General features: G+C 63.3%; 21 protein-coding genes. 7 read left to right on the top strand and 14 right to left on the bottom strand.

Features of this window, described 5'->3' with window-relative positions; translation table 11 throughout:
• Window positions 1–34: 34 nt before the first annotated feature.
• The 3 genes from EO136_RS05545 to EO136_RS18550 all read right to left on the bottom strand — a co-directional run bounded on the left by EO136_RS05545 (window position 35) and on the right by EO136_RS18550 (window position 1879).
• Window positions 35–427, bottom strand: a complete 393-nt coding sequence (locus tag EO136_RS05545) for a hypothetical protein (protein WP_127143472.1) — start codon at window positions 425–427, stop codon at window positions 35–37.
• Between the two features lie 300 nt (window positions 428–727).
• The gene (locus EO136_RS05540) at window positions 728–1642 is read right to left on the bottom strand and encodes a sulfotransferase domain-containing protein (RefSeq protein WP_164730452.1); all 915 of its coding nucleotides are present in this window, start codon (window positions 1640–1642) and stop codon (window positions 728–730) included.
• A gap of 66 nt (window positions 1643–1708) precedes the next feature.
• Entirely contained in the window at window positions 1709–1879 is a 171-nt protein-coding gene (locus EO136_RS18550; RefSeq protein ID WP_164730451.1) for a hypothetical protein, read from the bottom strand.
• 271 nt (window positions 1880–2150) lie between these two features.
• On the opposite strand from EO136_RS18550, the gene parE reads away from it, so the two are divergent.
• The 3 genes from parE to EO136_RS05525 all read left to right on the top strand — a co-directional run bounded on the left by parE (window position 2151) and on the right by EO136_RS05525 (window position 7147).
• Window positions 2151–4178, top strand: a complete 2028-nt coding sequence (gene parE / locus EO136_RS05535; RefSeq protein WP_127143470.1) for a DNA topoisomerase IV subunit B — start codon at window positions 2151–2153, stop codon at window positions 4176–4178.
• 301 nt (window positions 4179–4479) lie between these two features.
• Complete coding sequence (locus EO136_RS05530; protein ID WP_127143469.1) at window positions 4480–5919, top strand: DEAD/DEAH box helicase; 1440 nt, start codon at window positions 4480–4482, stop codon at window positions 5917–5919.
• Between the two features lie 175 nt (window positions 5920–6094).
• Window positions 6095–7147, top strand: coding sequence for a GGDEF domain-containing protein (locus tag EO136_RS05525; protein ID WP_127143468.1), 1053 nt, complete (start codon window positions 6095–6097; stop codon window positions 7145–7147).
• 118 nt (window positions 7148–7265) lie between these two features.
• Here the strand turns inward: EO136_RS05525 and EO136_RS05520 are convergent, their stop codons facing one another.
• The 8 genes from EO136_RS05520 to EO136_RS05490 form a co-directional block, all read right to left on the bottom strand.
• A complete protein-coding gene (locus tag EO136_RS05520) occupies window positions 7266–7661 on the bottom strand; it encodes a HesB/IscA family protein (RefSeq protein WP_164730450.1) in 396 nt (131 codons plus the stop codon).
• Window positions 7662–7756: 95 nt separating this feature from the next.
• Window positions 7757–8152: an SUF system Fe-S cluster assembly protein gene (locus tag EO136_RS05515; protein WP_127143467.1), complete on the bottom strand. Its 396-nt coding sequence runs from the start codon at window positions 8150–8152 to the stop codon at window positions 7757–7759.
• A 10-nt stretch (window positions 8153–8162) separates the two neighbouring features.
• Window positions 8163–9380, bottom strand: coding sequence for a cysteine desulfurase (locus EO136_RS05510; RefSeq protein ID WP_127143466.1), 1218 nt, complete (start codon window positions 9378–9380; stop codon window positions 8163–8165).
• Window positions 9377–10591: a Fe-S cluster assembly protein SufD gene (sufD, locus tag EO136_RS05505; RefSeq protein WP_164730449.1), complete on the bottom strand. Its 1215-nt coding sequence runs from the start codon at window positions 10589–10591 to the stop codon at window positions 9377–9379. Before sufD ends, EO136_RS05510 begins: the two co-directional genes overlap by 4 nt.
• 8 nt (window positions 10592–10599) lie before the next feature.
• Window positions 10600–11352: a Fe-S cluster assembly ATPase SufC gene (gene sufC / locus EO136_RS05500; RefSeq protein WP_127143682.1), complete on the bottom strand. Its 753-nt coding sequence runs from the start codon at window positions 11350–11352 to the stop codon at window positions 10600–10602.
• Window positions 11353–11403: 51 nt separating this feature from the next.
• Window positions 11404–11568, bottom strand: a complete 165-nt coding sequence (locus EO136_RS18545; RefSeq protein WP_164730448.1) for a hypothetical protein — start codon at window positions 11566–11568, stop codon at window positions 11404–11406.
• Entirely contained in the window at window positions 11568–13097 is a 1530-nt protein-coding gene (gene sufB, locus EO136_RS05495; RefSeq protein WP_127143464.1) for a Fe-S cluster assembly protein SufB, read from the bottom strand. The genes EO136_RS18545 and sufB overlap by 1 nt, the downstream gene beginning before the upstream one ends.
• A 110-nt stretch (window positions 13098–13207) precedes the next feature.
• The gene (locus tag EO136_RS05490; RefSeq protein ID WP_246018267.1) at window positions 13208–14356 is read right to left on the bottom strand and encodes a cysteine desulfurase family protein; all 1149 of its coding nucleotides are present in this window, start codon (window positions 14354–14356) and stop codon (window positions 13208–13210) included.
• 251 nt (window positions 14357–14607) lie between these two features.
• Between EO136_RS05490 and EO136_RS05485 the strand changes: the two genes are divergently transcribed.
• Window positions 14608–15270, top strand: a complete 663-nt coding sequence (locus EO136_RS05485) for an alpha/beta hydrolase (protein WP_127143462.1) — start codon at window positions 14608–14610, stop codon at window positions 15268–15270.
• Between the two features lie 43 nt (window positions 15271–15313).
• Window positions 15314–16567 (top strand): tyrosine--tRNA ligase, encoded by a 1254-nt coding sequence (gene tyrS, locus EO136_RS05480; protein WP_127143461.1) that lies wholly within the window; start codon window positions 15314–15316, stop codon window positions 16565–16567.
• 9 nt (window positions 16568–16576) lie between these two features.
• On the opposite strand, the gene EO136_RS05475 is transcribed toward tyrS, so the two are convergent.
• The gene (locus EO136_RS05475; protein ID WP_127143460.1) at window positions 16577–20056 is read right to left on the bottom strand and encodes a hypothetical protein; all 3480 of its coding nucleotides are present in this window, start codon (window positions 20054–20056) and stop codon (window positions 16577–16579) included.
• A gap of 154 nt (window positions 20057–20210) precedes the next feature.
• Between EO136_RS05475 and bcp the strand changes: the two genes are divergently transcribed.
• Both bcp and EO136_RS05465 read left to right on the top strand, forming a co-directional pair.
• Window positions 20211–20672 carry a thioredoxin-dependent thiol peroxidase gene (gene bcp / locus EO136_RS05470; protein WP_127143459.1) on the top strand — a complete coding sequence of 154 codons (462 nt, stop codon included), beginning with the start codon at window positions 20211–20213 and terminating at the stop codon, window positions 20670–20672.
• 78 nt (window positions 20673–20750) lie between these two features.
• Entirely contained in the window at window positions 20751–21887 is a 1137-nt protein-coding gene (locus EO136_RS05465) for a M23 family metallopeptidase (RefSeq protein WP_246018266.1), read from the top strand.
• An 18-nt stretch (window positions 21888–21905) separates the two neighbouring features.
• Here EO136_RS05465 and EO136_RS05460 read toward each other — a convergent pair whose 3' ends face one another.
• A complete protein-coding gene (locus tag EO136_RS05460) occupies window positions 21906–22523 on the bottom strand; it encodes a class I SAM-dependent methyltransferase (protein WP_127143458.1) in 618 nt (205 codons plus the stop codon).
• A 28-nt stretch (window positions 22524–22551) separates the two neighbouring features.
• A protein-coding gene (prfB, locus tag EO136_RS05455; protein WP_127143457.1) for a peptide chain release factor 2 occupies window positions 22552–23671 on the bottom strand; the annotation gives its coding sequence in 2 pieces (ribosomal slippage) (window positions 22552–23601 and window positions 23603–23671; 1119 coding nt in all).
• Window positions 23672–23712: the final 41 nt, after the last annotated feature.

Genomic DNA, 23712 nt, shown 5'->3' with positions numbered 1-23712 from the left:
GAGCCGCCCGGCTCTTGCTAGGCGTCAGCAGGATCTATTCTAGGATAAGTTCCAGGCCAACGCGCTCCGTACATGCCTTGGCGGTGACCTGATTGGCCTCGTCGCTCAAACCGCCTTCTTCGAAGATGGCTTCTCGGACGGAGTTGAACCGATCCAGTTTTTGTTGGTCGGTAAGTTCGGGCGGTCGCGTCCGGTCGGTCTCGGCAATGTAGAAATTGCCAGCATCACGCAGCGTATCGACGTTTCCCTGCGCGTAATCCCTTTTGGCGAACTCAATCAGGAGCAGACATCGCAGGGCATCGTCATACTCGTCGGCCGGCGCGGCCGTGCATGTCAGGCCCAGAATGGCAAAGACGGCAACTGCCGATCTAACTGAAAACACTCTCTTTCGCATATCGATTACTTCGTCCTCCAATGCCACGGTCACACATCACATTTCGCTTTCCCAGTCTATCAAGGCGGGGAACTACTGGTGCTTACATGGATCCCGTAATTGGCATCCACGCCGTCCTCCAGATACTACAGACGGCAGACGAAAGCCCCAAGAATCGTCTTGCCGCTCAGCCTGGGCCAGATCTAGACCCGCGCCATGCCGTGGCGGACCCGGATCGCCAGCCAGGCGCCGGTTGGCTTCGGCAACCGAACCTTCAGATTGGGAAGCCTTCCAAGCCAATAAACATGCCAGCACTTGTCGGCTGGGTCGCTCAATTCCTTTTGGCGACAGTGCCTAGTTGCTCTGCGCCGGGACGTCGCCGACTCGCAGGGGCGTGTAGCGCTCTGCGATCCGGAGCGCCGTGGCACGATCAAGCCCCGCATATTCCAGCGCGCGATCGGTGAGATAGCCATGGCGATCCATCTCGATGGCATGACCCTCGATCACCGCCCGGGCGTGGATGGGCTGCAGGGTCTTGCGGTAGTCGAGGTCCCGGCCGGGCCGGCCCTCCCCCTTGCGCTGGGCCTGCACCATCTCGCTGGCGGTCTTGATCGCATCGTCGGTGGCCGGCAGGCGCATGTGGTCGGCCAGCTTGCGGAACTGGTGACGGGGATTCTTGACGATGTCCTCGTATTTGAGAACGAGGATTTCCTTCTGCTTGGACAGCGTCCAGCTCGCGACGTTCTGGGTCCATGAGCCCTGGGGCTCTATCACGGTGCGCTCTGCGGGCTTGATCCGCCGGTTACGGGTCATCATGGCCTGGATGATCTGAAGCGGCTTGGCGCCGGTCTCCACGGTCAGCTCGGCGGCGACATCGAGCGGGTTGCGCACGATATAGACCGCCCCGCGCGTCACTTTGGAGTTGATCGTGGGGTGACCGTGGAACGTGCCGCGCAGGGCGTGGGTGCGCACGACAGGCAGACCCGGGAAGTCGGTGGCGAGAAGATGATGGACCTCGGCGCGCGCGGCGGCGATTTCGACCTCGCCCATCTTTTCGGGATCACGCCCGGTCGCCTTGTTGTAGAGCGTGTGATGGATGTCCCAAGGGATGACGTTGTCGATATTGCGCAGATCGATCTTCTTGGGCGCACCGGGCTGGGCGAGAACCGCCAGCAGATAGATGACCGAACGCACCCAGTTGGAACCCGAGCGCGGGTAAGAGGCGACGAAATAAAGGGGACGGATGGGCTTGGGCTGCGCGTCGGACACGAAAAGGCTCCTCGAACCGGGTTTTGCCTTGTCTATCCGTCCGGTCAGCCGCGCGCAACAGCGCGATCAAATGAGGTAGAATGCAAGCACGGCGCCCATGGTGACGGCGGCGCGGGGAAGCGAGAGGCGGGCGAGCCGGTACGCAATACCTGAAAATCCGGCTCGCACCCGCCAATAGGCTTCGAGCAGAACCCCGGCCCGGTAATACGCAATACTCCGGCGGGGTTTGGCTCCCATACGGCAACTCCAGACAACTCGACCGTATGCATGCTGTTGTAGTGGAACGTGCTTAAGAAAGTGCTGATGAGATGCAAACCAATGCTGAACATTGGCCACAATCTTGAGGGGCGAGGTGTCCCAACACGGGATTGCCCGAGACCGCATCTTGCGCCACGTCTACGCAGCAAGGCTTGAAGAGCCCTGCTTTCTGTGGTGTTTGCTCATCTGGCCCTCCCCTATGATATCCATTCCCGGCACGTGATTCGGAGAGGAGCTCCGGCGAAAATTCATGGCAGCAAGTAACGATCTCTTCGGTGCATCCCCTCCCCCGGCGGACCCTGCTCCCCGCAAGCGCGAACCCGACGCTCCTGTGAGCCGGGAACGTACGGGTTCGGTCGACTCCTATTCGGCGGCGGACATCGAGGTGCTCGAAGGGCTCGAGCCGGTCCGCAGGCGCCCGGGCATGTATATCGGGGGCACCGACATCAATGCCCTGCACCATTTGTTCGCGGAGGTCATCGACAACTCGATGGACGAGGCGATAGCCGGCCACGCCTCGCGGATCGAGGTGCACCTGTCGGCGGACGGCTATGTGACCGTTATCGACAACGGGCGCGGCATACCGGTAGACAGCCACCCCAAGGCGCCCCAGCTTTCTGCGCTCGAAGTGATCATGACCACGCTCCATGCGGGCGGAAAATTCGACTCCAAGGCCTACGAAACGTCGGGCGGCCTGCACGGGGTGGGCATATCGGTGGTGAACGCGCTCTCGGACGATCTGATCGTCGAAGTGGCCCGAGAGCAGACGCTCTATCGTCAGAACTATTCGCGCGGCAAGGCCACAACGGTGCTCGAGAACCAGGGGCGGGTCAACAATCGCCGGGGCACCTCGATCCGGTTCCATCCCGACCCGCAGATCTTCGGCAACCAGCTCAGGTTCAGCCCCGACCGGCTCTTCCGCATGACGCGCGCCAAGGCCTATCTGTTCGGCGGCGTGGAGCTGCGCTGGTCGTGCGACGAGGCCCTTGCCGGGGACAGCGTCCCGGCCAAAGCCACATTCCACTTCCCCGGCGGGCTGCGTGACTTCCTCACCCGTCGCATCGAGGGCAAGACGCGCATCGTCGAGGACATCTTCTCGGGCAAGACCGGCAAGCCGGGCGGCCATGGCGGGGTGGAATGGGCGATCTCCTGGTATCTGGGCGACAGCTTCACCTCGTCCTACTGCAACACGGTTCCGACCCCGGACGGGGGCACCCATGAATCCGGGCTGCGCACAGCGCTCCTGCGCGGGCTCAAGAACTACGCGGAGATGACCGGCAACAAGCGCGCCTCGATCATCACGTCCGAGGATGTGCTGGGCCAGTGCGGCGCCATGCTCTCGGTGTTCGTGCGCGAGCCCGAATTCGTGGGCCAGACCAAGGACAAGCTGGCGTCCTCGGAAGCCAGTCGGATCGTCGATACCGCCATAAGGGATGCTTTCGACCATTGGCTGACGGCAGCGCCGGCACAGGCGACGCGCCTTCTGGACTGGACCGTCGACCGCGCAGAGGAGCGGCTTCGTCGGCGCAAGGAAAAGGAAATCGACCGCAAGTCGGCCACGCGCAAGCTCAGGCTGCCCGGCAAGCTGGCCGACTGCACCCAGTCCGCCGCCCAGGGCGCCGAGATCTTCATCGTGGAGGGCGACAGCGCGGGCGGAAGCGCCAAGCAGGCCCGCGATCGGGCCAGCCAGGCCGTGCTGCCGCTGCGGGGCAAGGTCCTCAACGTGGCTGGAGCGAGCCGCGACAAGCTGGCAGCCAACCAGCAAATCGCCGATCTGCTGCAGGCACTAGGCTGCGGGACGCGCGACCGGTATCGCGAGGAGGACCTGCGCTACGACAAGATCATCATCATGACCGACGCGGACGTGGACGGCGCGCACATCGCGTCGCTGCTCATGACGTTCTTTTTCCAGGAGCTGCCGCAACTGATCGAGGGCGGGCACCTCTATCTCGCCCTGCCCCCGCTCTACCGGATCACGCAAGGCGACAAGACGGTCTATGCCATGGACGAGCGCCATCGGATCGCGCTGATGGAATCCGAGTTCACGGGCCGGGGCAAGGTCGAGGTGACGCGCTTCAAAGGCCTGGGGGAAATGCCGCACGCCCATCTCAAGGAAACCACCATGAGCACCAAGAGCCGTACGCTGCTCCAGGTGCGGGTGGTGACCGAGCGGGGCGACACGACCAGCACAGTCGACAGGCTGATGGGCAACAAGCCCGAAGCGCGGTTCGCCTTCATTCAGGAACATGCCGAATTCGTCACAGACGTGGACGTTTAGCGGTCGGTGACGGCAATCAAATACAACAAAGGTTGCATATAGCGAACAAATCGACCCGATTTGTTTACTCATGCAGCCATTCCGGGCAAATCTCGTTGACTCGCGGCCATGCTGCGCTATGGTCCGCAGCGTCAGAGGCCATTGACTCCGGTGACGTTATCGGTGCTCCGGGGATTATTGCTCATGCAGAGCTCCCCAGGATCGATACCTCCGGAGCAGAACATTCCAGGCGGTGTCGGGCAAGAGTGCTCCCGACTGTTTCGCTGCCGTACTGACAAAAGACTAATGGTGGATATCCAATTTGACAGTTCAATTCTCTGAGCTCGGACTCGGCGACAAGGTCACGGACGCAGTAACGGCGGCCGGCTATACACAGCCGACCGAAATTCAGGCGCAGGCCATTCCGCACGTGCTGCAAAAGCAGGACCTTATCGGCATCGCCCAGACTGGGACAGGAAAGACGGCATCGTTCGTCCTGCCCATGCTCACCCTGCTCGAGAAAGGCCGCGCGCGCGCTCGTATGCCGCGCACGCTGATCCTCGAGCCCACACGCGAACTCGCGGCCCAGGTGCACGAGAATTTCGAGAAATACGGCAAGAACCACCGGCTGACGGTCGCTTTGCTCATCGGCGGCGTATCGTTCGAAGAGCAGAACAAGAAGCTCGACCGCGGCGCGGACGTTCTTATCGCCACGCCCGGTCGCATGCTCGATCATTTCGAGCGCGGCAGGCTGCTGCTCACCGGCGTCGACATCCTCGTGATCGACGAAGCCGACCGCATGCTGGACATGGGCTTCATCCCCGATATCGAGCGGATTTGCAGCCTTCTTCCCGCCCGCCGCCAGACGCTGTTCTTCTCGGCGACCATGCCGCCGGAAATCCGCAAGCTGACCGAACGCTTCCTGCGCGATCCTGTGCAGGTCGAAGTGGCGCGGCAGAACTCGACCGCCGACAACATCGACCAGAAGCTGCTCAAGGTTGGCGCCACGCCCAAGGAAAAGCGGGCTGCCCTGCGTGACCAGATCCGCGCGGCCAAGGAATTGCAGAACGCAATCGTGTTCTGCAACCGCAAGCGCGACGTGGCGACGGTCGCCCGCTCGCTCGAGCGGCACGGGTTCAATGCGGGCGCGCTGCACGGGGACATGGACCAGAAGAGCCGTATGGATACGCTCGATCGTTTCCGGACCGGATCGCTGGCGATCCTCGTGGCCTCGGACGTCGCCGCACGCGGTCTGGACATTCCCGCCGTCAGCCACGTCTACAATTTCGACGTGCCAACCCATGCCGAGGACTACGTCCACCGGATCGGTCGGACGGGCCGCGCCGGCCGGTCAGGTTCCGCGATCACGCTCGTCGTCCCCTCCGAGGGCAAGTATGTCGACGCCATCGTCAAGCTCATTCAGCGCCCCATCGACTGGGCCGGTGCGGCTCCGGCGTTCCAGGATGCCCCTGCTGCAGAACGCAGCGAGGGCGAGACGGCTCCGGAAGAGCGCAAGAAGAGCACCCGCAGCCGGGGACGCGGGCGGCGCTCGGAAGCCAGCCCGCGGCAGCAGCAGGCTGCAGCTGCGGCCCCTGCTCCCGTCGCCGAGGCACCACCGCAGGCGGAAACCCCGCCCGCCAACCAGAATACGCGCAAGCAGCGCCAGCGTCAGGAACAGGCTGACGACGGTCCGTCGTCCTTCGGCCCCGGCGCCCATGTGCCCGCTTTCCTGCTTCGCTCCACAGGTCGGCAGGCCTCCTGAATTCGTGAAGCTAGCTCCCAGCGCCACTTATGAACAGCCCCCACCATGGGGGCTGGACATTCGCTTGGGCCAAGTCTAGCACTTCCTCTATAGTTAAAGCAGAATCATTTGACTGCATCTGTTCCTAACGTTCGGATGACGTCCAAAGCCATATGTATAGTGACGGTTGGCAAACGTGACCAAACTTGATTTTGATCGCGCTTCGGAATTTGCAAATGCTGCGCTCAGCATGCTCAAGCGCGCCAATCTTCCTGCCCATCCAGTCTATTACGAACTCTTTTACATCTACGCGACCGGCGCGACGCCTGAGCTCAACGCCCAGATCAACGAGTTGCTGACCGCGAATGGTCAGATCGGCGACGATGAGGCTTCAGAGCTGTGCGAACGCTTTCTCGAAGTCACCAATCTCGACGAAAAACTTCGCGACCTCTCCGAGGTCATGAACAGCACCATTTCCAACGTGAATGCCAGCATCGACCTTGCGATGGCGACCGCGAACTCCTACTCGGGATCGCTGCTGCAGGCTTCGGGCGATCTTGAAGGCAGTATCGACGATCAGGCGCTCCAGGCCCTCTCCACGCGGCTCCTCAAAGAGACGCGGCGCATGCAGGACATGAATCGCAAGCTCGAAAGCCAGCTTGCCAACACCAAGGGTGATCTTGCCGTCCTGCAGAGCGATCTGGCCAAGGTGCGCCGCGAAGCGATGATCGATCCGCTGACCAAGATCGCCAACCGCAAGGGTTTCGATGAACAGCTTGCGCTGGAGATGGAAAAGGCAGGCGAGACCCGCGCGCCCCTATGCCTGCTGGTCATGGACATAGACCGCTTCAAGGCCTTCAACGACACCTATGGGCACCTGACCGGCGATCAGGTGCTCAGGCTGGTGGCACAGGTGGTCAAGGCCAATATCCGCGGACGTGACATGGCCGCCCGATTCGGCGGTGAGGAATTCGTGGCCATTCTGCCCGAGACCGAACTGTCCGGTGCATTGACCGTGGCAGAGCACATCCGGCAGGCTGTCCAGTCCAAGGAACTGCTCAAGCGCTCCACCAACGAAAAGCTCGGGCGGATCACACTCTCGCTGGGAGTCGCCCAGTGGCGCGGCGCGCCGGAATCAGCCTCCGCGCTGATCGAGCGCGCCGACAAGTGCCTTTATGCCGCCAAATCCGGTGGCCGGAACAGGGTGGTCTGCGAGACATCGGCCACTGACGCACCCATCGCGTCGTAGTGACCGCACAATAAGCGGACCTATTCTTCCGCTTCATGAGCGCACGCCCTTCTCAAGGCACCGGAGTGAAAAAGGCCGGCTCCCGCCGCCCCATTTTCCGTTTAGCAGAGTTCGAAACTCAGAGCCCCGGGTGGCTGTCGCCAGAGCGCGCGCGCGCCAGTTCAGCGAGGTCTGCGGGCTTGAGCTGGACGCTTTCGCCGCAGCCGCAGGCACTCTCCTCATTGGGATTGTTGAAGGTGAAGCCGGATTTGAGCTTGGTTTCCTCGTAGTCCATTACCGTCCCGAGCAGGAACAGCGTGGCCTTGGGCTCCACCCAGATGTCCACGCCCTTGTCCTGCACGTGGTCGTCACCGGCCACGGCTTCGGCGACGTAGTCGAGGGTGTAGGCCATGCCTGCACAGCCGGCATTGCGCACGCCGACGCGCACACCGATCACCGGCTTTTCGCTGTCCTCGATCATCTCCCGGATGCGGCTTGCCGCAGTCTCGGAAACCGACATGATCGCAAGGGCCATTTCAGTCACCATCCATTCATTCGAACTGTATTGCGCGCGATGCCATTGCACCCAAGGTGGTAAACCAGGGAGCCAATGTCAAACCCCGCAGGCCATCACCACCAGTTGAGCGCCACCTGAGCTTCCTCGCTCATGCGGTCCGGCCCCCAGGGAGGATCGAACACCATGTTCACGTCCACATCCTGAATGCCTTCGACCGAGCGGGCCGCGTTCTCCACCCAGACGGGCATCTCGCCTGCGACCGGGCAGCCCGGCGCGGTGAGGGTCATGTCGATTGTAACCTTGCGGTCGTCGTCCAGATCGACCTTGTAGATCAGCCCCAGCTCGTAGATGTCCACGGGAATTTCGGGGTCGTAGACCGTCTTGAACGCGGCGACGAGATCGGCGGTGATCCGTTCCACTTCCTCGGCGGGAAGCTGGCTGCCTGCCGCGACGAGCTTTTCGCCATCGGCATTGACCGGGGTATCGTCCTTGCTTGGCGTATCGTTCATCTGTTCCATCTCAAAAAAAGCTCTGGACCTTTTCTATGCCCTCGACGAGAGCATCAACGTCGTCCTTCCCGTTATATAGGGCGAACGAGGCCCGGCAGGTAGAGGTTGCGCCAAATCGTGTGAGAAGAGGCATCGCGCAATGAGTGCCGGCGCGCACGGCAATGCCGTAGCGGTCGAGCAGCGTCGACACGTCATGGGCGTGAGCGCCTTCGACCACGAACGAGAAGATCGCGCCCTTGCCCGGTGCGTTGCCGATGATGCGCAGGGCGTTGATCGCCGAGAGCCGCTCGGTGGCATAGGCCGCGATCTCCTGCTCATGGGCGACGATCGCGTCCCGGCCAAGGCCGTCCACATAGTCGATGGCCGCCCCCAGCCCGATGGCCTGCACGATCGGGGGTGTGCCGGCTTCGAACTTGTGCGGCGGATCGTTGTAGGTGACGCCATCGAGGGTCACCTGATCGATCATCTCGCCACCGCCGTTGAAGGGCTCCATCCCGGCCAGCAGCTCATGGCGCCCGTAAAGAACGCCGATGCCGGTGGGGCCGTAGAGCTTGTGGCCGGTCATCACGTAGAAATCCGCGCCGATCTCCCGGACGTCCACCTTGGTATGGACCGCGCCCTGGCTGCCATCCACGAGCACGGGAATACCGCGCGCATGGGCCATCTCCACGATCTCACGGATCGGGGTGACGGTGCCCAGCACGTTGGACATGTGGGTGATCGCGACCATGCGCGTGCGGTCCGAAAGGGCCGCGGCGAAGGCATCGAGATCGAACGCGCCCTCGTCGGTTACGTCCACCCACTTGATCACAGCGCCCTTGCGCTCACGATGGAAATGCCAGGGCACGATGTTGGAGTGGTGCTCCATCATCGAGAGGACGATCTCGTCTCCCTTCCCGATCCGCGGGCCGGCGAAGGCCTGGGCCACGAGGTTGATCGCCTCGGTGGCCGAGCGGGTGAAGACAATCTCCTCGGCCCGTTCGGCGCCAAGGAACCCGCGAACCTTTTCGCGCGCGCCCTCATAGGCCTCGGTCGCCCGGTTGGCCAGCGTGTGCAGGCCCCGGTGGACATTGGCGTATTCATGGCGGAACGCATGGTCCATCCGATCGAGCACGGCCTCGGGCTTCTGGGCCGAGGCGGCGCTGTCGAGATAGACGAGCCTGCGCCCGTGGATCTGTTCGGCGAGGATCGGGAACTGCCCCCTCACCGTCGCGAGATCAAAGCTCATTTGGGCACTTTCGCAAGCCAGCTGTCGATGAGGCCGGTCAGGGCCTCGGCCACGTACTCCGCCTCGATCCCGTCCACGAGTTCGGCGAGAAACGAGCGGATCAGCATGGTTTCGGCCTCTGCGCGCGGGATGCCGCGGCTCATGAGGTAAAACAGCGAGGTGTCGTCGAGATCGCCGCAGGTGGCGCCGTGGGCGCAGACGACGTCGTCGGCGTAGATGACCAGTTCGGGCTTGGCGAGGATCTCGGCTTCTTCCGAGAGCATCAGGCCCTGGGTCATCATCTGGGCGTCGGTCTTCTGGGCGTCCTTGACCACTGTGATCTTGCCCTGGAAGACGCCCTTGCCCCGTCCGCGCGCGATCTGCTTGTAGAGCTCGGTCGACGTGGTGTTGGGCACCGCATGGCGGATATCGAGGGTGATATCGCGATGCTCGTCGGTGTCCACGAGATTGAGGCCGAAGAAGTCGCTGTGCGACCTCTCGCCGGCGAACTCGGCGAACACCTGGGTGCGGGCCAGCGCGGCGCCAGCGTTGATGACCAGCGACACGAGCCGGGAGTCGGCCTCGAGCCGGTAGTCCACGGTGCCGAACTGGGTGGCACTTTCGGGCAACCGGTCGACGACGATGTGGGTGACCTTGGCGCCTTCCCCGAGCGTGACGGTGGTGCCGCCATTGCTCATGTGGGCGGCCTCGCTCCCCGAGATGGTCTCGAGAATCGTGGCCGTCGCTCCGGGAGCGACCGAGATCCGCGCTGCGCTCGCGCCATGGGCGGCGTCGCCCTCGAGCCGGCGGTCGATATGGATCACCGCATCGACCGAGCCGGTAAGCTCGAGATCGAGCGCGGTGCCCACCAGCGCGGTGTTGAGGCGTACGAGCACGTCGTCCCGGTCATCGAGCGGCGAGCCTTTCCGGGTGGACACGGCCACGCCGGCCGGTGCAGTGCCCGCGTTCTGGATCTCGCCATTGGCGACGACGATGCGGTAGGCGCCCGGAATGTCAAATTCCGGAGCGCCCGACGCCGGGGCCGGACCGGCCAGGGGCGGCACGTCCGAAAGCAGCATCCGCAGATCGGTGTAGTGGTAAGCCTCGACCCGCCGCGTGGGCAGGCCCGAAGCGCGCAGAACGCCGGCGGCCTCGTGGGCCCCCACGCTTTCGAGTTGCGCCAGGAGGGTTTCCTCCGCGCCGCTCAACCTGATCGGTGTCTGATCGTTCATGGTCATCCTCAGGCTGCGTTTTCGCCGTCAAAATCGGCATAGCCCTTGGCCTCGAGCTCGAGGGCCAGAGACTTGTCGCCCGTCTCGACCACCCGGCCGGCGGAAAAGACGTGCACGACATCGGGTACGATGTAGTTCAGCAGGCGCTGGTAGTGGGTGATGACCAGCATAGTGCGATCCGGGCCGCGAAGCTTGTTGACGCCATCCGAAACGATCTTGAGCGCGTCGATATCGAGCCCCGAATCCGTCTCGTCGAGGATGCAGAGCTTGGGAGCCAGCAACGCCATCTGCAGAATCTCGGCGCGCTTCTTTTCCCCGCCGGAGAAACCGACATTGAGCGGACGCTTGAGCATGTCCTGCTTGATTTCCAGAAGGCCGGCCGCTTCCTTGACCGCCTTCATGAAGTCGGGCGTGGAGAGTTCGGCTTCGCCGCGGGCCTTGCGCTGGGCGTTCATGGCGGCCTTGAGGAACGTCATGGTCGCGACGCCCGGAATCTCGATGGGGTACTGGAACGCGAGGAAGACGCCCGCGGCAGCCCGCTCGTCGGGCTCCATGTCGAGCAGGTTCTGCCCGTCAAAAAGGATTTCGCCTTCGGTGATCTCGTAGTCTTCCTTGCCGGCCAGAACGTAGGACAGGGTCGATTTGCCCGATCCGTTACGGCCCATGATGGCGTGAACCTCTCCGCGATTGAGCGTCAGGTCGACGCCGCGCAGGATTTCCTGGTCCTCGACCCGGACGTGAAGGTTCTTGATTTCAAGCATCGGTGTGCTCATCGGACATATCTCCAGTTTTGCGCGCGTTTTCCGCCGCGCTCAGAAATTCAGCAAAAGTGCGTAGGCCGCCGTCGCGACCAGCGTTGTGATGACCGCGCTCTTGAGTTCGGGATCCTTGCGCCGCCAGTAAGAGAGGCCCACGCAGACCGCGAAGACGATCACGGCAAAGATGCCGAGAACGGGCCAGTCGAGCTCGACGTTCATCAGCCCACGCTTCCCTCGAGCGAGATCCCGATCAGCTTCTGGGTCTCGACCATGAACTCCATGGGCAGGTGCTGGAGGACGTCACGGACAAAGCCGTTGACGATCAGCGCCACAGCCTGCTCCTGGCTCAACCCCCGCTGCAGGCAATAAAACATCTGGTCGTCGGAAATCTTGGATGTGGTCGCCTCATGCTCGAAGACGGCCGTGGAATTGCGGCTTTCGATATAGGGCACGGTATGGGCGCCACAGGTATCCCCGATCAGCAGGCTGTCGCACTGGGTGAAGTTGCGGGCGCCGGTGGCCTTGCGGTGGCACGAAACCTGGCCGCGATAGGTGTTGTCGGAAAAGCCCGCCGCTATGCCCTTTGAGATGATCCGGCTCGAGGTGTTCTTGCCCAGATGGATCATCTTGGTGCCGCTGTCGACCTGCTGGTGACCGTTGGAAATGGCGATCGAGTAGAACTCGCCGCGCGAACCATCGCCGCGCAGGATGCAGCTGGGGTATTTCCAGGTGATCGCCGAACCGGTCTCGACCTGGGTCCAGGAGATCTTGGAATTCTTGCCCCGGCAATCACCGCGCTTGGTCACGAAATTGTAGACCCCGCCCGTGCCTTCCTTGTCGCCCGGATACCAGTTCTGGACCGTGGAGTACTTGATCTCGGCATCGTCGAGCGCGACCAGTTCCACGACCGCCGCGTGAAGCTGGTTCTCGTCACGCATGGGCGCGGTGCAGCCCTCGAGATAGCTCACATAGGAGCCTTCCTCGGCGATGATCAGGGTACGCTCGAACTGGCCCGTGTTCCGCTCGTTGATGCGGAAATAGGTCGAGAGCTCCATGGGGCAGCGCACGTCCTTGGGGATGTAGACAAACGAGCCGTCGGTGAAGACCGCGGAGTTGAGCGTGGCGTAGAAATTGTCGGAAACCGGCACGACCGAACCGAGATACTTCTTGATCAGTTCCGGGTGCTCGCGCACAGCCTCGGAAATCGAGCAGAAGATGATGCCGTGCTTGGCCAACTCCTCGCGGAACGTGGTGATGACCGATACGGAGTCGAACACCGCATCCACCGCCACATTGCCGCTGTAGGGCAAGGCCTCGGCGCCTTCCGGATCCTGCACGCCGGCCAGGATCTTCTGCTCGGAGAGCGGGATGCCGAGCTTTTCATAGGTGCGCAGCAGTTCGGGATCGACCTCGTCCAGACTCTTGGGACCGCTCGAGCCCTTGGGCGCCGCGTAATAATAAAGGTCCTGGAAGTCGATCTTGGGATAGTTCACCCGTGCCCAGGTCGGCTCCTGCATGGTCTGCCAGCGCTTGAACGCCTCGAGCCGCCATTCGAGCATCCACTCGGGCTCGTCCTTCTTGGCCGAGATGAACCGGATGGTGCTCTCGTCGAGGCCCTTGGGCGCCTTGTCGGATTCGATGATGGTCTCGAACCCGTACTTGTATTTGTCGACGTCCAGCGCAAGGACCTTGTCGACGGTTTTCCGGTCGATGTTTTCCTTGAGGGTCGGGATGTCGTAGTCAGACATTTACGTCTCCTGTTCCGGCCAAGCGCCCTGCCCTCTTATGAGAAGCAGGCCGCCATTCCTGTGTGCTGGCACCATGGGCCGTATGCGTTCGCATCCGACCGCCGCGCGCCCTAAGCTGCTGCGCCCGATCGGCTCTTTTGCCTCTCGAGCAGTTTTGAATACTGTTCCACGAGGGCGTCGATATCGCGCTCGCTCGTGGTCCATCCCATGCTGGCCCGCAGCCCGCATTCGGCGAGACCGGGTGCGACGCCCATGGCCTCGAGAACGTGGCTGCGCGCGACCTTGCCCGACGAGCAGGCGGATCCCGAGGAGACCGCAATGCCCGCGAGGTCCAGCGCCATCAGCGCCACGGTGTTCTTGACCCCCGGCACCGCGAAATTTGTTGTCGTCCCGATACGCTCCGCCTGCCCTGCAAAGATCACCGCATCGGGAGCCATGGCCTTCAAGGCCGCTTCCAGCCGTAGCGCGAGCCCCCGGACGTGTCCGATATCCATCCGCTCCCCATACGCGTCGGCAGCAGCGCCGAACCCGGCGATGAGCGGCGCGGATTCCGTACCGCCGCGGCGCCCCTGCTCCTGTCCGCCACCGGGCACCAGCCGAACCGTGTCGGCATGACCCTTGACGAGCAGCGCACCGATGCCGGCCGGGCCGCCGATCTTGTGTGCGCTCACTGCCACCATATCGGCAGCGCTGGAAGCAAAATCCAGAGCCAGCTTGCCAAAACCCTGCACCGCATCGAGAACGAGGACGTGACGGGTGGGCCCGATCAGCGCCTCGAGGCGGCCGCGTAGCTGGACGACGCCGGTTTCGCCATTGACCCAATGGAGGGCAAAGAGCAGCGTTTCATCACCGTTCCGGTCGGCGACATCCATCTCGGCTTCGATCGCGGCAACGTCGAGCCGTCCCTCGGCGTCCACACCGATCAGGGAAACCGGTACGCCGCTGGCCTCGGCGGCTTTGAGCACCGCCGAATGCTCGGCTGGAGAAGTCACGATACGGGCGGCGCGGAAGGCCTGCACCCCGCCCACGATGGCCTGGGTCAGCGCTTCAGTGCCGGACCCGGTGAAGACGACCTGTTTGGCCTCGGCTCCCGCAAGCGCAGCCACGCGATCACGCGCGTCATCAATGAGCCCGCGCAAGGCCCGGCCATAGCCGTGAACGGACGAGGGGTTCCCGCACAGCGCGAGCGCGTCGACAACTGCCTGCCGAGCCTCGGGAAGCAACGGGGCAGACGCGTTATGGTCTAGATATACTGCCATCGCATCCATCGACTTGCGTCGTATGCCGCCTGATCACGTGCACGCCGCAAACAATCCTTGAAATTGGGCTCGCTCCTAAAATAAAAGGAGCCCTCGCGAAACGCGGGTTCTGCGCGCCCGATCCAGTTTTGAATAATTCTAAACTGACAATCAAGTCAGTTTTAGGAAGCCCGAGGCAGTTCGTCAAGCCGGGCTCAGCTTTTGCACGACCCCCATGCGCAGTGCGGATAACTCGACAAGGTAGTACCCCAATGCCGGAAGTGATTTTCAACGGGCCCGAAGGCCGTATCGAAGGTCGGTACCAGCCGGGCAAGGAGCCGAACGCGCCCGTTGCGATCGTTCTTCATCCCCATCCGCAGTTCGGTGGAACGATGAACAACCAGATCGTGTACAATCTCTTTTACATGTTCGTGCAGCGCGGCTTTGCCGTCCTGCGGTTCAACTCGCGCGGTGTGGGACGCTCCCAGGGCGCTTTCGACCACGGCGTGGGCGAGCTATCGGACGCAGCTTCGGCGCTGGACTGGCTTCAGGCCATCAACCGCGAGAGCAAGGGCTGCTGGATCGCCGGCTTCTCCTTCGGCGCCTGGATCGGAATGCAGCTCCTTATGCGTCGGCCGGAAGTGGAAGGCTTCATTTCGGTCTCCCCGCCCGAGAACCTTTACGACTTCTCGTTCCTCGCCCCCTGCCCGTCCTCGGGCCTGATTATTCATGGCGACAAGGACCGCGTGGCCCCGCCCGAATCCGTCCAGAAGCTGGTGGACAAGCTCAAGACCCAGAAGGGCATCACCATCGAGCAGCAGATCGTGGAAGGCGCCAACCACTTCTACGAGAACAAGATCGACGACCTGATCGGATCGTGCGGCGACTATCTCGATCGCCGCCGCGCCGACATCGCTGCAGGCGGCGGCCGCTGACCGTCCTCCGCTTCCCCTGACACGACAAGACACCAGGCCCATCATGACCGGCTTCAAATCCGAATTCCTGCAAACCCTCGACGAACGCGGCTTCATCCACCAGACCTCGGATGCGGCCGGCCTCGACCAGAAGTTCGCAAGCGAGATCGTGACCGGGTATATCGGGTACGATCCCACGGCAGCCAGTCTGCATGTGGGGCACCTGATGCAGATCATGATGCTGCACTGGATGCAAAAGACCGGTCACCGTCCCATCGCGCTCATGGGCGGGGGGACCGGGATGATCGGGGACCCCTCGTTCAAGGACGAGGCACGGCGCCTGCTGACCGCCGAGGACCTTGCGGCCAACATCGCCGGGATCAAGGAGAAGTTCGCGAACTTCCTCTCGTTCGGCGAAGGCCCCCAGGACGCGGTGATGGCCAACAACGCGGACTGGCTGATGGGGCTGGGCTATGTGGAGTTCCTGCGCGAGGTTGGCCGGCACTTTTCGGTCAACCGCATGCTCAGCTTCGATTCGGTCAAGCTCAGGCTCGACCGGGAGCAGTCGCTCTCGTTCCTCGAGTTCAACTACATGATCCTGCAGGCCTATGATTTCGTGGAACTCAACCAGCGCTACGGATGCACCCTGCAGATGGGCGGATCGGACCAGTGGGGCAATATCGTCAACGGGCTGGACCTGGGGCACCGCATGCTCGGCACCCAGTTCTACGCCCTGACCTCCCCGCTGCTGACCACGGCCTCTGGCGCCAAGATGGGCAAGACGGCCAATGGCGCGGTCTGGCTCAATGCCGACATGCTTTCAGTCTACGACTTCTGGCAGTACTGGCGCAACACCGAGGACGCCGACGTGGAGCGCTTCCTCAAGCTCTTCACTACGCTGCCACTCGAGGAAATCAGCCGGATCGCCGGCGGAGTGGGCTCGGACATCAACGAGGCCAAGAAAATCCTGGCGACCGAAGTGACGGCCATGGTCCATGGCAGGGCCGAGGCCGAGGAGGCGGCACGGACCGCATCTACGGTGTTCGAGGCCGGGCAGATCGACCTCTCCCTGCCCTCGATCCAGGTCGCCCGTGCGGCCCTCGACGGCGGCATGGGGATTTTGGCGGCGGCGGTTACAGCAGGCCTTGCCGGCTCCAATGGCGAGGCCCGGCGGCACATCCAGGCCGGCGCATTGCGCGTCAACGACACCCCGGTCGAGGACGACAAATATACGCTGGGGCTCGGGGATATTCTTGCCGAGGGCGTGATCAAGCTTTCGGTGGGCAAAAAGCGCCACATTCTGCTCAAGCCGGTCTGATCGGCCTGATCAGCTATCGCCCGATCGGGAGGCCCGGTACTCGAAAAGGGACCGGAACATGCCCGGCGCAAGGATCGACACCGGGTTGACCAGAAGATCGGGGTTGTCGAGCGGCCCACGGACCGCGAAGGTGACCCCGAGCAGCCCCTCCCCGTCGCGGCCGCCGAAAATCGGCCCAAGCAGCGGAATCTGCTGGAAGACGTTGTTGAGCCCAAAGAGCGGCACATAAGTGCCCGCAAGGTCGTACTGGCCTGACTGGGTGAAGATATTGCCCCTTATTGTGCCGCCCACCGCGTCGCCATGCAGCGCGCCCTCTATGACCTCGATCTGATCGGCGGTGCGGGTGAATTCGGCGCGGCCATAGTCAAAGCTCATGGAACTGCCCCGGCTGATCAGGGCGCGACTGTCCTGGTGCTGGCCGACCACCTGCGCGACATTAGCCTCGTCGACGATGGAGAAATTGCGGAGCACGAATTCGCCGCGATCACGCTGCTGGCGGGCGTTGTACCGCATGACGAGGGTGCCGTCCCCGCCCACGAGGCGCGGATAGACGCCCACAAACCGCAACACGCCACCGATATCGTTGGACGCGTAGGTGATGGTCTGCCCCTCGGGGTTGGAATTGGTCGTCGCCGAGATCGACCGTCCGCCCGGCATCTGGGCCGCAAGGTTGACGCGCCGGAGCTCATCTCCCCGCACCGAGAGATCGAGATCGACATTGAGCGCCACGGTGCCGAAATAGCCCAGCGCGCGGTCGAGTTCGACCGAGATGTCGAAGACCTGATCTTCCAGTTCGGCGCTGGCGCCAACGGACTGGTCTCCTTCGAGGTTGAAGAACCGCTTGAGGACAGGCTTGATGTCGAGCTGCTCTCCGGTGACCGAAAGCGCAAAGCCGCCCGTGATCGGCCGCATGGCAACGGATGCACTGTCGCCCGGGGCGAGCTGGAAGGACGAGAACTCGGCGAGCTCGAGAGTGCCGTCATAGCCGAAGGCGAGTCCGCCCTGCAGCCGGACACTGCCGAAGCCAAGATCGAGCTGGGTAACCGCGATGGTGTCCTCACCCGGCGCGATCACCGCGTTGACGAGCCCTTCGGCGCCTCGCTCCTTGCTCACGCCGATATCGCGCAGTGTCAGGGACGCATCGGTGAGATCGGCGCTGATCTGGAAGGTGCCATCAGCCATTGGTCGCGCCGCGACACGCACATTGCCGGTCATGAACTCCGAGAGGTCAACGCCGAAGGATTCGGCCTGCGCCACCTCAAGGGTAGCGCCCAGCGTGATCTCGGGATCGCCAGTGCCGGATTTGACCGCCAGAAGTTCGAGCGGCACGTCGAAGACCTCACCCGCGCCGGTGACGCGGAAGCCTTCCTGGGAGGCGGTGAAGGCCAGCCCCATGTCGTCGAGCGATACCCCGTCGATCGGCCGCAGGGTACGCAGCGCGCTGACCGTGCCGTTGAGCGCGTAGTCCGCGTCGATCACCTGGCCGGTGGTATCGGTCGCGATGGTCGCGATGGCGGTCACTGCCGTGTCCCCGTCCACATCGGCGACGAGATCATCGAAATCAAAGCCGAACTCGACGTCGCTGAGCAGGTCGAGGCCGTCGCTGTTGGCGAGCTCCATCAGGGCAGGCACCGAGCCGCTGATGTCGCCCGAAATCTCGAAGACCTGCTCGGGGGCGGACGTATCCTGATTGAGATAGGCCGCGTGGGTGACGACGATATCTCCGGCCTCGCCGGCCACCACAGCTCGGTCGAACCCCATTGTGAACCGGTTGTCCACGAGGCTGACGCGAGAAAACCCCTCGATCGCGAATTCGGGCAGTCCCTCGAATGGCTGGAGCTGGACCTCCGACCCCACCAGATCGATGCGCATGGCGCCATCGGGTATCGGGCGCGGCTCGCCATCCATGTCGAGGGTGCCGACGGGGAAATCGAACCGCATGTCAGCGGTTTCGACCTTGCCGTCAGCAACGTACTGGACGAACCAGTCCCGGGCCTCGGGGGCAAATATGTAGGGCCAGAGCCGCTTGACGTCGTCCGCTGAAGCCCCCCTGCCACCCAGCGTCAGATCGACCCCGACGCCGCTGCGCAGCGTATCGAGCCGGCCCTGAACCACGAGGCTTACGCCTTCCCGAGCAGCGACCAGCCGGTCCACGCCCAGCGCGCCGTACAGCGGTGCGGCCCAGCCTTCGAAGCTGAAGAGATCAAATGGCTCGTCGGGCGCGTGCATGTCCTCGGGCTGCAGATAGACGTCGCGGGCGCGCACGGACATGCCGAGCGTGGGGCCGAACTGGCGGTCAAATCCCAGAACCACGTCCCCGGTGACAATGCCCCGGCTTTTCCCGATGATGACCGCCACATCGTCGAAATGGAACCGCGCGTCCTGCGGCGACCACACCACGTCGAACGGGTCGGTCTGGACGGGAAAGTAGTCGGTATTCATGCGCAGGCGCGTGCCGGTGAGGTCCGCCTGGAAACGGCCCTCGCGCACGCTGCCGTCTTCTGGGGAAAAGCCGATCTCCGCCGTCATGGTGCCGGCGCCGCGCAAGGCGGCAAGGCCATCGGCATCATCGAGGAACGGAACAAGCGTGGCAAAGTCCAGGTTCTCGATGCTGCCGGTAATCTGGGGACCGTCACCGGTCAATCGACGCGCAAACGTGCCTTCCATAGTGCGGCCGGCGATACGGGCCGAGAACGTCCCGGAAACCTCGCCATCCTCGGAGCCGAAGCGGATACGCGCATCGACATTGTCGAACTCCTTGTAGAGCCCGAACACCGGATCGAGCACGCCCACCGACGCATCGCGGACCGATATGCGCGAAACCTGCCCGCTGTCGCCGTGCCGGCGCATATCCGCCAGCGCGAGATTCATGGCCTCGACATTGGCGATCAGCCGCTCGTTGTCCGATCGCAGGCCGCTGGCCCCTGCGGCCTCCGCCGCTCCACCGAGCGAGAGGCCTTCGCGGCGGATGCGGACCATAGGTTGGTCGGACGCCGCTTCCTGGATTTCGACCAGCGTTTCACCTGTCTGCTCATCGACACTGACCGAGAAGCTTCCGAGCCGGGGCCCCATGAGGTCCTGGACGGTCTGGAAATGCGCTCCGACCAGCGCGATCCGCGCCTGGGGCTGACCAGTGAGTGCGCCGAGCGGGGACACGCCGATCTCGAGGGCATCCATGGTGATTTCGGCGGTGGAGCCGCGCTCGCGCAGATTGACCTCGCCGAGCCGGAACACCGGCGAGAACGGCCCGGAAAGCGAGAGACCGAACTCCTCCCACTCCACCTCATAGCTCTCGTCGAGGACGCTGGCGACCAGTGTCTGGGCGCGCTCGGACAAAAAGCCCAGCGAGATCGGGCCGAACAGAAGGCGCCCATAGACAAGGGCGACGATAACAAAGAGAACCGCGAGGACGACATAGAGTGCGCGTAGGCCCCGATGGGCCCGGCGCGCCCGGAATCGTTCTCTATCGGGGCTTACGGGCTGGTTCACTGTCCGCCGATGATCCGGTTCAACTGATGTCGCGTAATCGAGAATCGGCTAAGCCGCCATCGTCTCGTGCCTGACCATATCGGCTGGAATAAGGCGCCAAAAGGCCCCATCGCTGCTTTGCGGGGCGTAATTGTGAACCAATGGGGACTTTTCCATGTCCAAACTGCAACCGGGCGATGTGGCGCCGGGTATCGAACTTCCTACCGACACCTCCGAAGTCTTCCGCCTCTCGGACCATGCGGATCATTCCGTCCTGCTCTACTTCTATCCGCAGGCGGACACACCCGCGTGCACGGACCAGAACCTGGGCTTCACCGCGCAGGCCGACGCGTTCGCCGCGCATGGCGTGGTGCTGGTCGGCATTTCGCCCGATACACCGGAAACCCTCGCCAAGTTCCGGCAAAAGCACGATCTGTCGCCCATCCTTGTCGCCGATCCCGATCACGTGGCGATGGAGGCTTATGGAGTTTGGGGCGAGAAGAAGAATTACGGGCGGACCTATGTCGGCCTCATCCGCTCGAGCTTTCTTGTCGGCCCCGGCGGAAAGATCGAGCGCGTGTGGTTCAACACGCGGGCCAAGGGCCACGTCGATCGCGTTCTTAAGGAATTGGGCTGAAACAGCGCATTGGCGCTTTGTTAACCACGATCGCCCATAGTGTAGCCCTAGCGGAATTCAGCCAATCGGGGGCGCACGTTGCGGATATTCCGGGCGAGACGGGCCAGGACGTCAGGTCTGGCCGACAGCGAACACAGGGCGGGCCGGATCGGGCGCATTGCGGTGCTGTCGGTCTTCACCGCCCTGTGCACCACCAATGTCGCAACTGGGTTGGCGCTCTATTTCGCCCCCGAGATCCAGTCCGTCCTGACCGACGACAATTCCGGTCAGATCGCCGCCTACGAGCAGCGAATCGTCGATCTGAGGCTGGACGTCGATCGCCTGCACTCGCGGCAGTATGCCCAGATGGGCGACCTCAACCTGCAGATGCACGATCTCGTCGAGCAGCAGGAGGCACTTTCCGAGCAGCACCAATATGTTCGCATGCTTGCCGAACTGGCGCAGGATATCGGGCTGGGCATTCATGGAAACGAGACCGCGGCCATAGCTGCCGAAATCCCTGCCGCGACGGCGTCCGCCGGCGTTTCCGACCTCGTCGAACGGCTCTATGCCATGCAGGAGGAGACGCGGACCGCGCTGATCTCACTGGCCGACGTCACCACGCTGACCGCCCGCACGATCCTCGACGGGCTGGGCGAAGTCGGTCTTGCAGACCAGGCCGCCGAAGTGGGCTTGGGCGGTCCATTCATCCCCGCGGACGGGCTGTCAGACACCTCGATCATCGATGAGGCCAACATGGCCGCAGAAGCGCTCGGGCTCTATCGCTCGGCGATCGCGGCGCTCGAAAAAGCCCCTGTTCAACGGCCCGTGGCATCAGCGGTCAGCGTAAGTTCCAATTTCGGCAATCGTCGCGACCCTTTCGTTGGCCGCACGGCGTTCCATGCCGGGGTCGATTTCCGTGCGCCCAGCGGCACCGCCATTCTCGCGGCGGGCTCGGGTACGGTGGTCAGCGCCGGGACGATGGGCGGCTACGGCAAGATGGTCGATATCGACCATGGCAACGGCTTGGTCACCCGCTATGCGCACCTCAACCGCATCGAGGTGTCCGAGGGCCAGACCGTGGCGGGCGGACAGCGGATCGGGGCTTCGGGCTCGACCGGGCGCAGCACGGGCCCGCACCTGCACTTCGAAGTGCGGCACGGGGGCAGCCCGGTAAACCCCACGCGCTTCCTGGAAGCTGGAAACAGACTCGAGCGCTTCATCAAAACGCTGTAGCCGCGTGACGCGCCCGGATCAGGTCTGGCTCACGGCCAGCCAGACCGTAGCGCCGCCGCACTCGGGGTCTTCCACCACATGATCGACCACCTTCATCCCGCTCTGCACAAGCAGGTCGGTGTAACTCTGTGCATCAAGGCTTGCGTGGTAGAGCGGCTCGCCCTGCCAAGTGCCCATGCTCACCCCATGCCGGGGTCCGCTGGTGAACATCAAGGGTGCACCCGGTGCCAGATGCCGGACGAGGATGGAGAACATCTCTCGCTGCGCGCCAGGCGTGAGATGGAAAATGCTGTGCCAGGCGATAATACCGCCGAAGCGGCATCCCAGATCGAGCGTGCGCATGTCCGCGACGATCCACTCGTGATCGGGCAACCGGCGACGACACGCCGAGATCAGCGATGGTGAAGCGTCGACGCCGGTAACGGCGAAGCCGGCGTCGTGAAGGTCGGCGGCAATGGGCTCGCCGGACCCGCAGCCCAGATCGAGCAAGCGGGCGCCCGGCACCGCGAGGCTCGCGAACTTCCCAACCCAGACCTCTTCCCCTGGGGGACGCGTAGCGCGCTGGCGGACGCGCTCCCATGCATCTGCGTGGCGTTCATAAAGGCCGATGATCGCATCGGATGATGGCTCGCTCACCACGGCTCCCTTTCATGCAGCCCCCGGCTTAAGCCTCGTCGTCGGTTTCTGCACCGACCCGCTGGGCGAGCGATGCCTCCATGAACGGATCGAGATCGCCATCGAGCACGTCCTGAGGCGCGGTGCTTTCCACCTGCGTGCGAAGATCCTTCACGAGCTGATAGGGCTGGAGCACGTAGGAGCGAATCTGGTGCCCCCAGCCGATCTCAGTCTTGGACGCGGCTTCCGCATTGGCCGCATCCTCGCGCTTTTGCAGCTCGAGCTCATAGAGACGCGCACGCAGCATGTCCCAGGCCTGGGCCCGGTTCTTGTGCTGGGACCGCTCATTCTGGCACTGGACCACGATTCCCGTCGGAATGTGGGTGATCCGAACAGCGGAATCGGTGGTGTTCACGTGCTGCCCGCCAGCGCCCGAAGCCCGGTAGGTATCGATCCGGCAATCGGATTCGTTGACATCGATATCGATCGTGTCGTCGATCACCGGGTACACCCAGACGCTCGAGAAGCTTGTGTGCCGGCGTGCCTGGCTGTCATAGGGCGAAATGCGCACAAGCCGATGCACGCCGCTCTCGGTCTTGAGCCAGCCATAGGCGTTGGTGCCCTTGATCTGGATGGTCGCGGACTTGATGCCGGCTTCTTCGCCCGCATTGTATTCGATGGTCTCGACCTTGAAGCCCCGGCGTTCGGCCCAGCGGGCGTACATGCGGAACAGCATCTGCGCCCAGTCCTGGCTTTCGGTGCCCCCGGCACCGGAATGGACCTCGAGATAGCAGTCGTTGCTGTCGGCCTCGCCCGAAAGCAGGGTTTCCACCCGCATTCGAGCAGCGGTGACCGAGAGCGCCTTGAGCGCGGCTTCCGCGTCTGCGATCACTTCTGCGTCGCCCTCGGCCTCGCCGAGCTCGATCAGCTCTACATTGTCGGCAATGCCGGCCTCAAGGGAATGAACGTCGGAAATCGCCGATTCGAGCGCCTGGCGCTCGCGCATGACCTTCTGGGCCTCCTCCGGATCGTTCCAAAGATCGCCCGATTCAGATCGCGCGTTCAGCGCATCCAGTCGTCTTTGCGCCGTATCCCAGTCAAAGATGCCTCCTCAGCAGGCTTAGGGCCTGCTTGATTTCGTCGACGGTCCGCTGAACTTCGGCGCGCATTCCCGCTCCTTTTGCGATGAGTGTCCGGTCGCTGACTTACC

Origin of the sequence: Pelagibacterium montanilacus, from assembly GCF_003992665.1 — a bacterium.
GTDB classification, from domain to species: domain Bacteria; phylum Pseudomonadota; class Alphaproteobacteria; order Rhizobiales; family Devosiaceae; genus Pelagibacterium; species Pelagibacterium montanilacus.
This window is presented reverse-complemented; position numbering and strand designations above follow the sequence as displayed.

Excerpts from the sequence above, each read along its gene's own strand:
- EO136_RS05515 (WP_127143467.1), bottom strand. The coding sequence starts at position 8,152 with ATGAACGATACGCCAAGCAAGGACGATACCCCGGTCAATGCCGATGGC.
- EO136_RS18550 (WP_164730451.1), bottom strand. The coding sequence starts at position 1,879 with ATGGGAGCCAAACCCCGCCGGAGTATTGCGTATTACCGGGCCGGGGTT.
- EO136_RS05510 (WP_127143466.1), bottom strand. The coding sequence starts at position 9,380 with ATGAGCTTTGATCTCGCGACGGTGAGGGGGCAGTTCCCGATCCTCGCC.
- parE (WP_127143470.1), top strand. The coding sequence starts at position 2,151 with ATGGCAGCAAGTAACGATCTCTTCGGTGCATCCCCTCCCCCGGCGGAC.
- EO136_RS05485 (WP_127143462.1), top strand. The coding sequence starts at position 14,608 with ATGCCGGAAGTGATTTTCAACGGGCCCGAAGGCCGTATCGAAGGTCGG.
- bcp (WP_127143459.1), top strand. The coding sequence starts at position 20,211 with ATGTCCAAACTGCAACCGGGCGATGTGGCGCCGGGTATCGAACTTCCT.
- EO136_RS05520 (WP_164730450.1), bottom strand. The coding sequence starts at position 7,661 with ATGGCCCTTGCGATCATGTCGGTTTCCGAGACTGCGGCAAGCCGCATC.
- sufC (WP_127143682.1), bottom strand. The coding sequence starts at position 11,352 with ATGCTTGAAATCAAGAACCTTCACGTCCGGGTCGAGGACCAGGAAATC.
- sufB (WP_127143464.1), bottom strand. The coding sequence starts at position 13,097 with ATGTCTGACTACGACATCCCGACCCTCAAGGAAAACATCGACCGGAAA.
- EO136_RS05490 (WP_246018267.1), bottom strand. The coding sequence starts at position 14,356 with ATGGCAGTATATCTAGACCATAACGCGTCTGCCCCGTTGCTTCCCGAG.
- sufD (WP_164730449.1), bottom strand. The coding sequence starts at position 10,591 with ATGAACGATCAGACACCGATCAGGTTGAGCGGCGCGGAGGAAACCCTC.
- tyrS (WP_127143461.1), top strand. The coding sequence starts at position 15,314 with ATGACCGGCTTCAAATCCGAATTCCTGCAAACCCTCGACGAACGCGGC.
- EO136_RS18545 (WP_164730448.1), bottom strand. The coding sequence starts at position 11,568 with ATGAACGTCGAGCTCGACTGGCCCGTTCTCGGCATCTTTGCCGTGATC.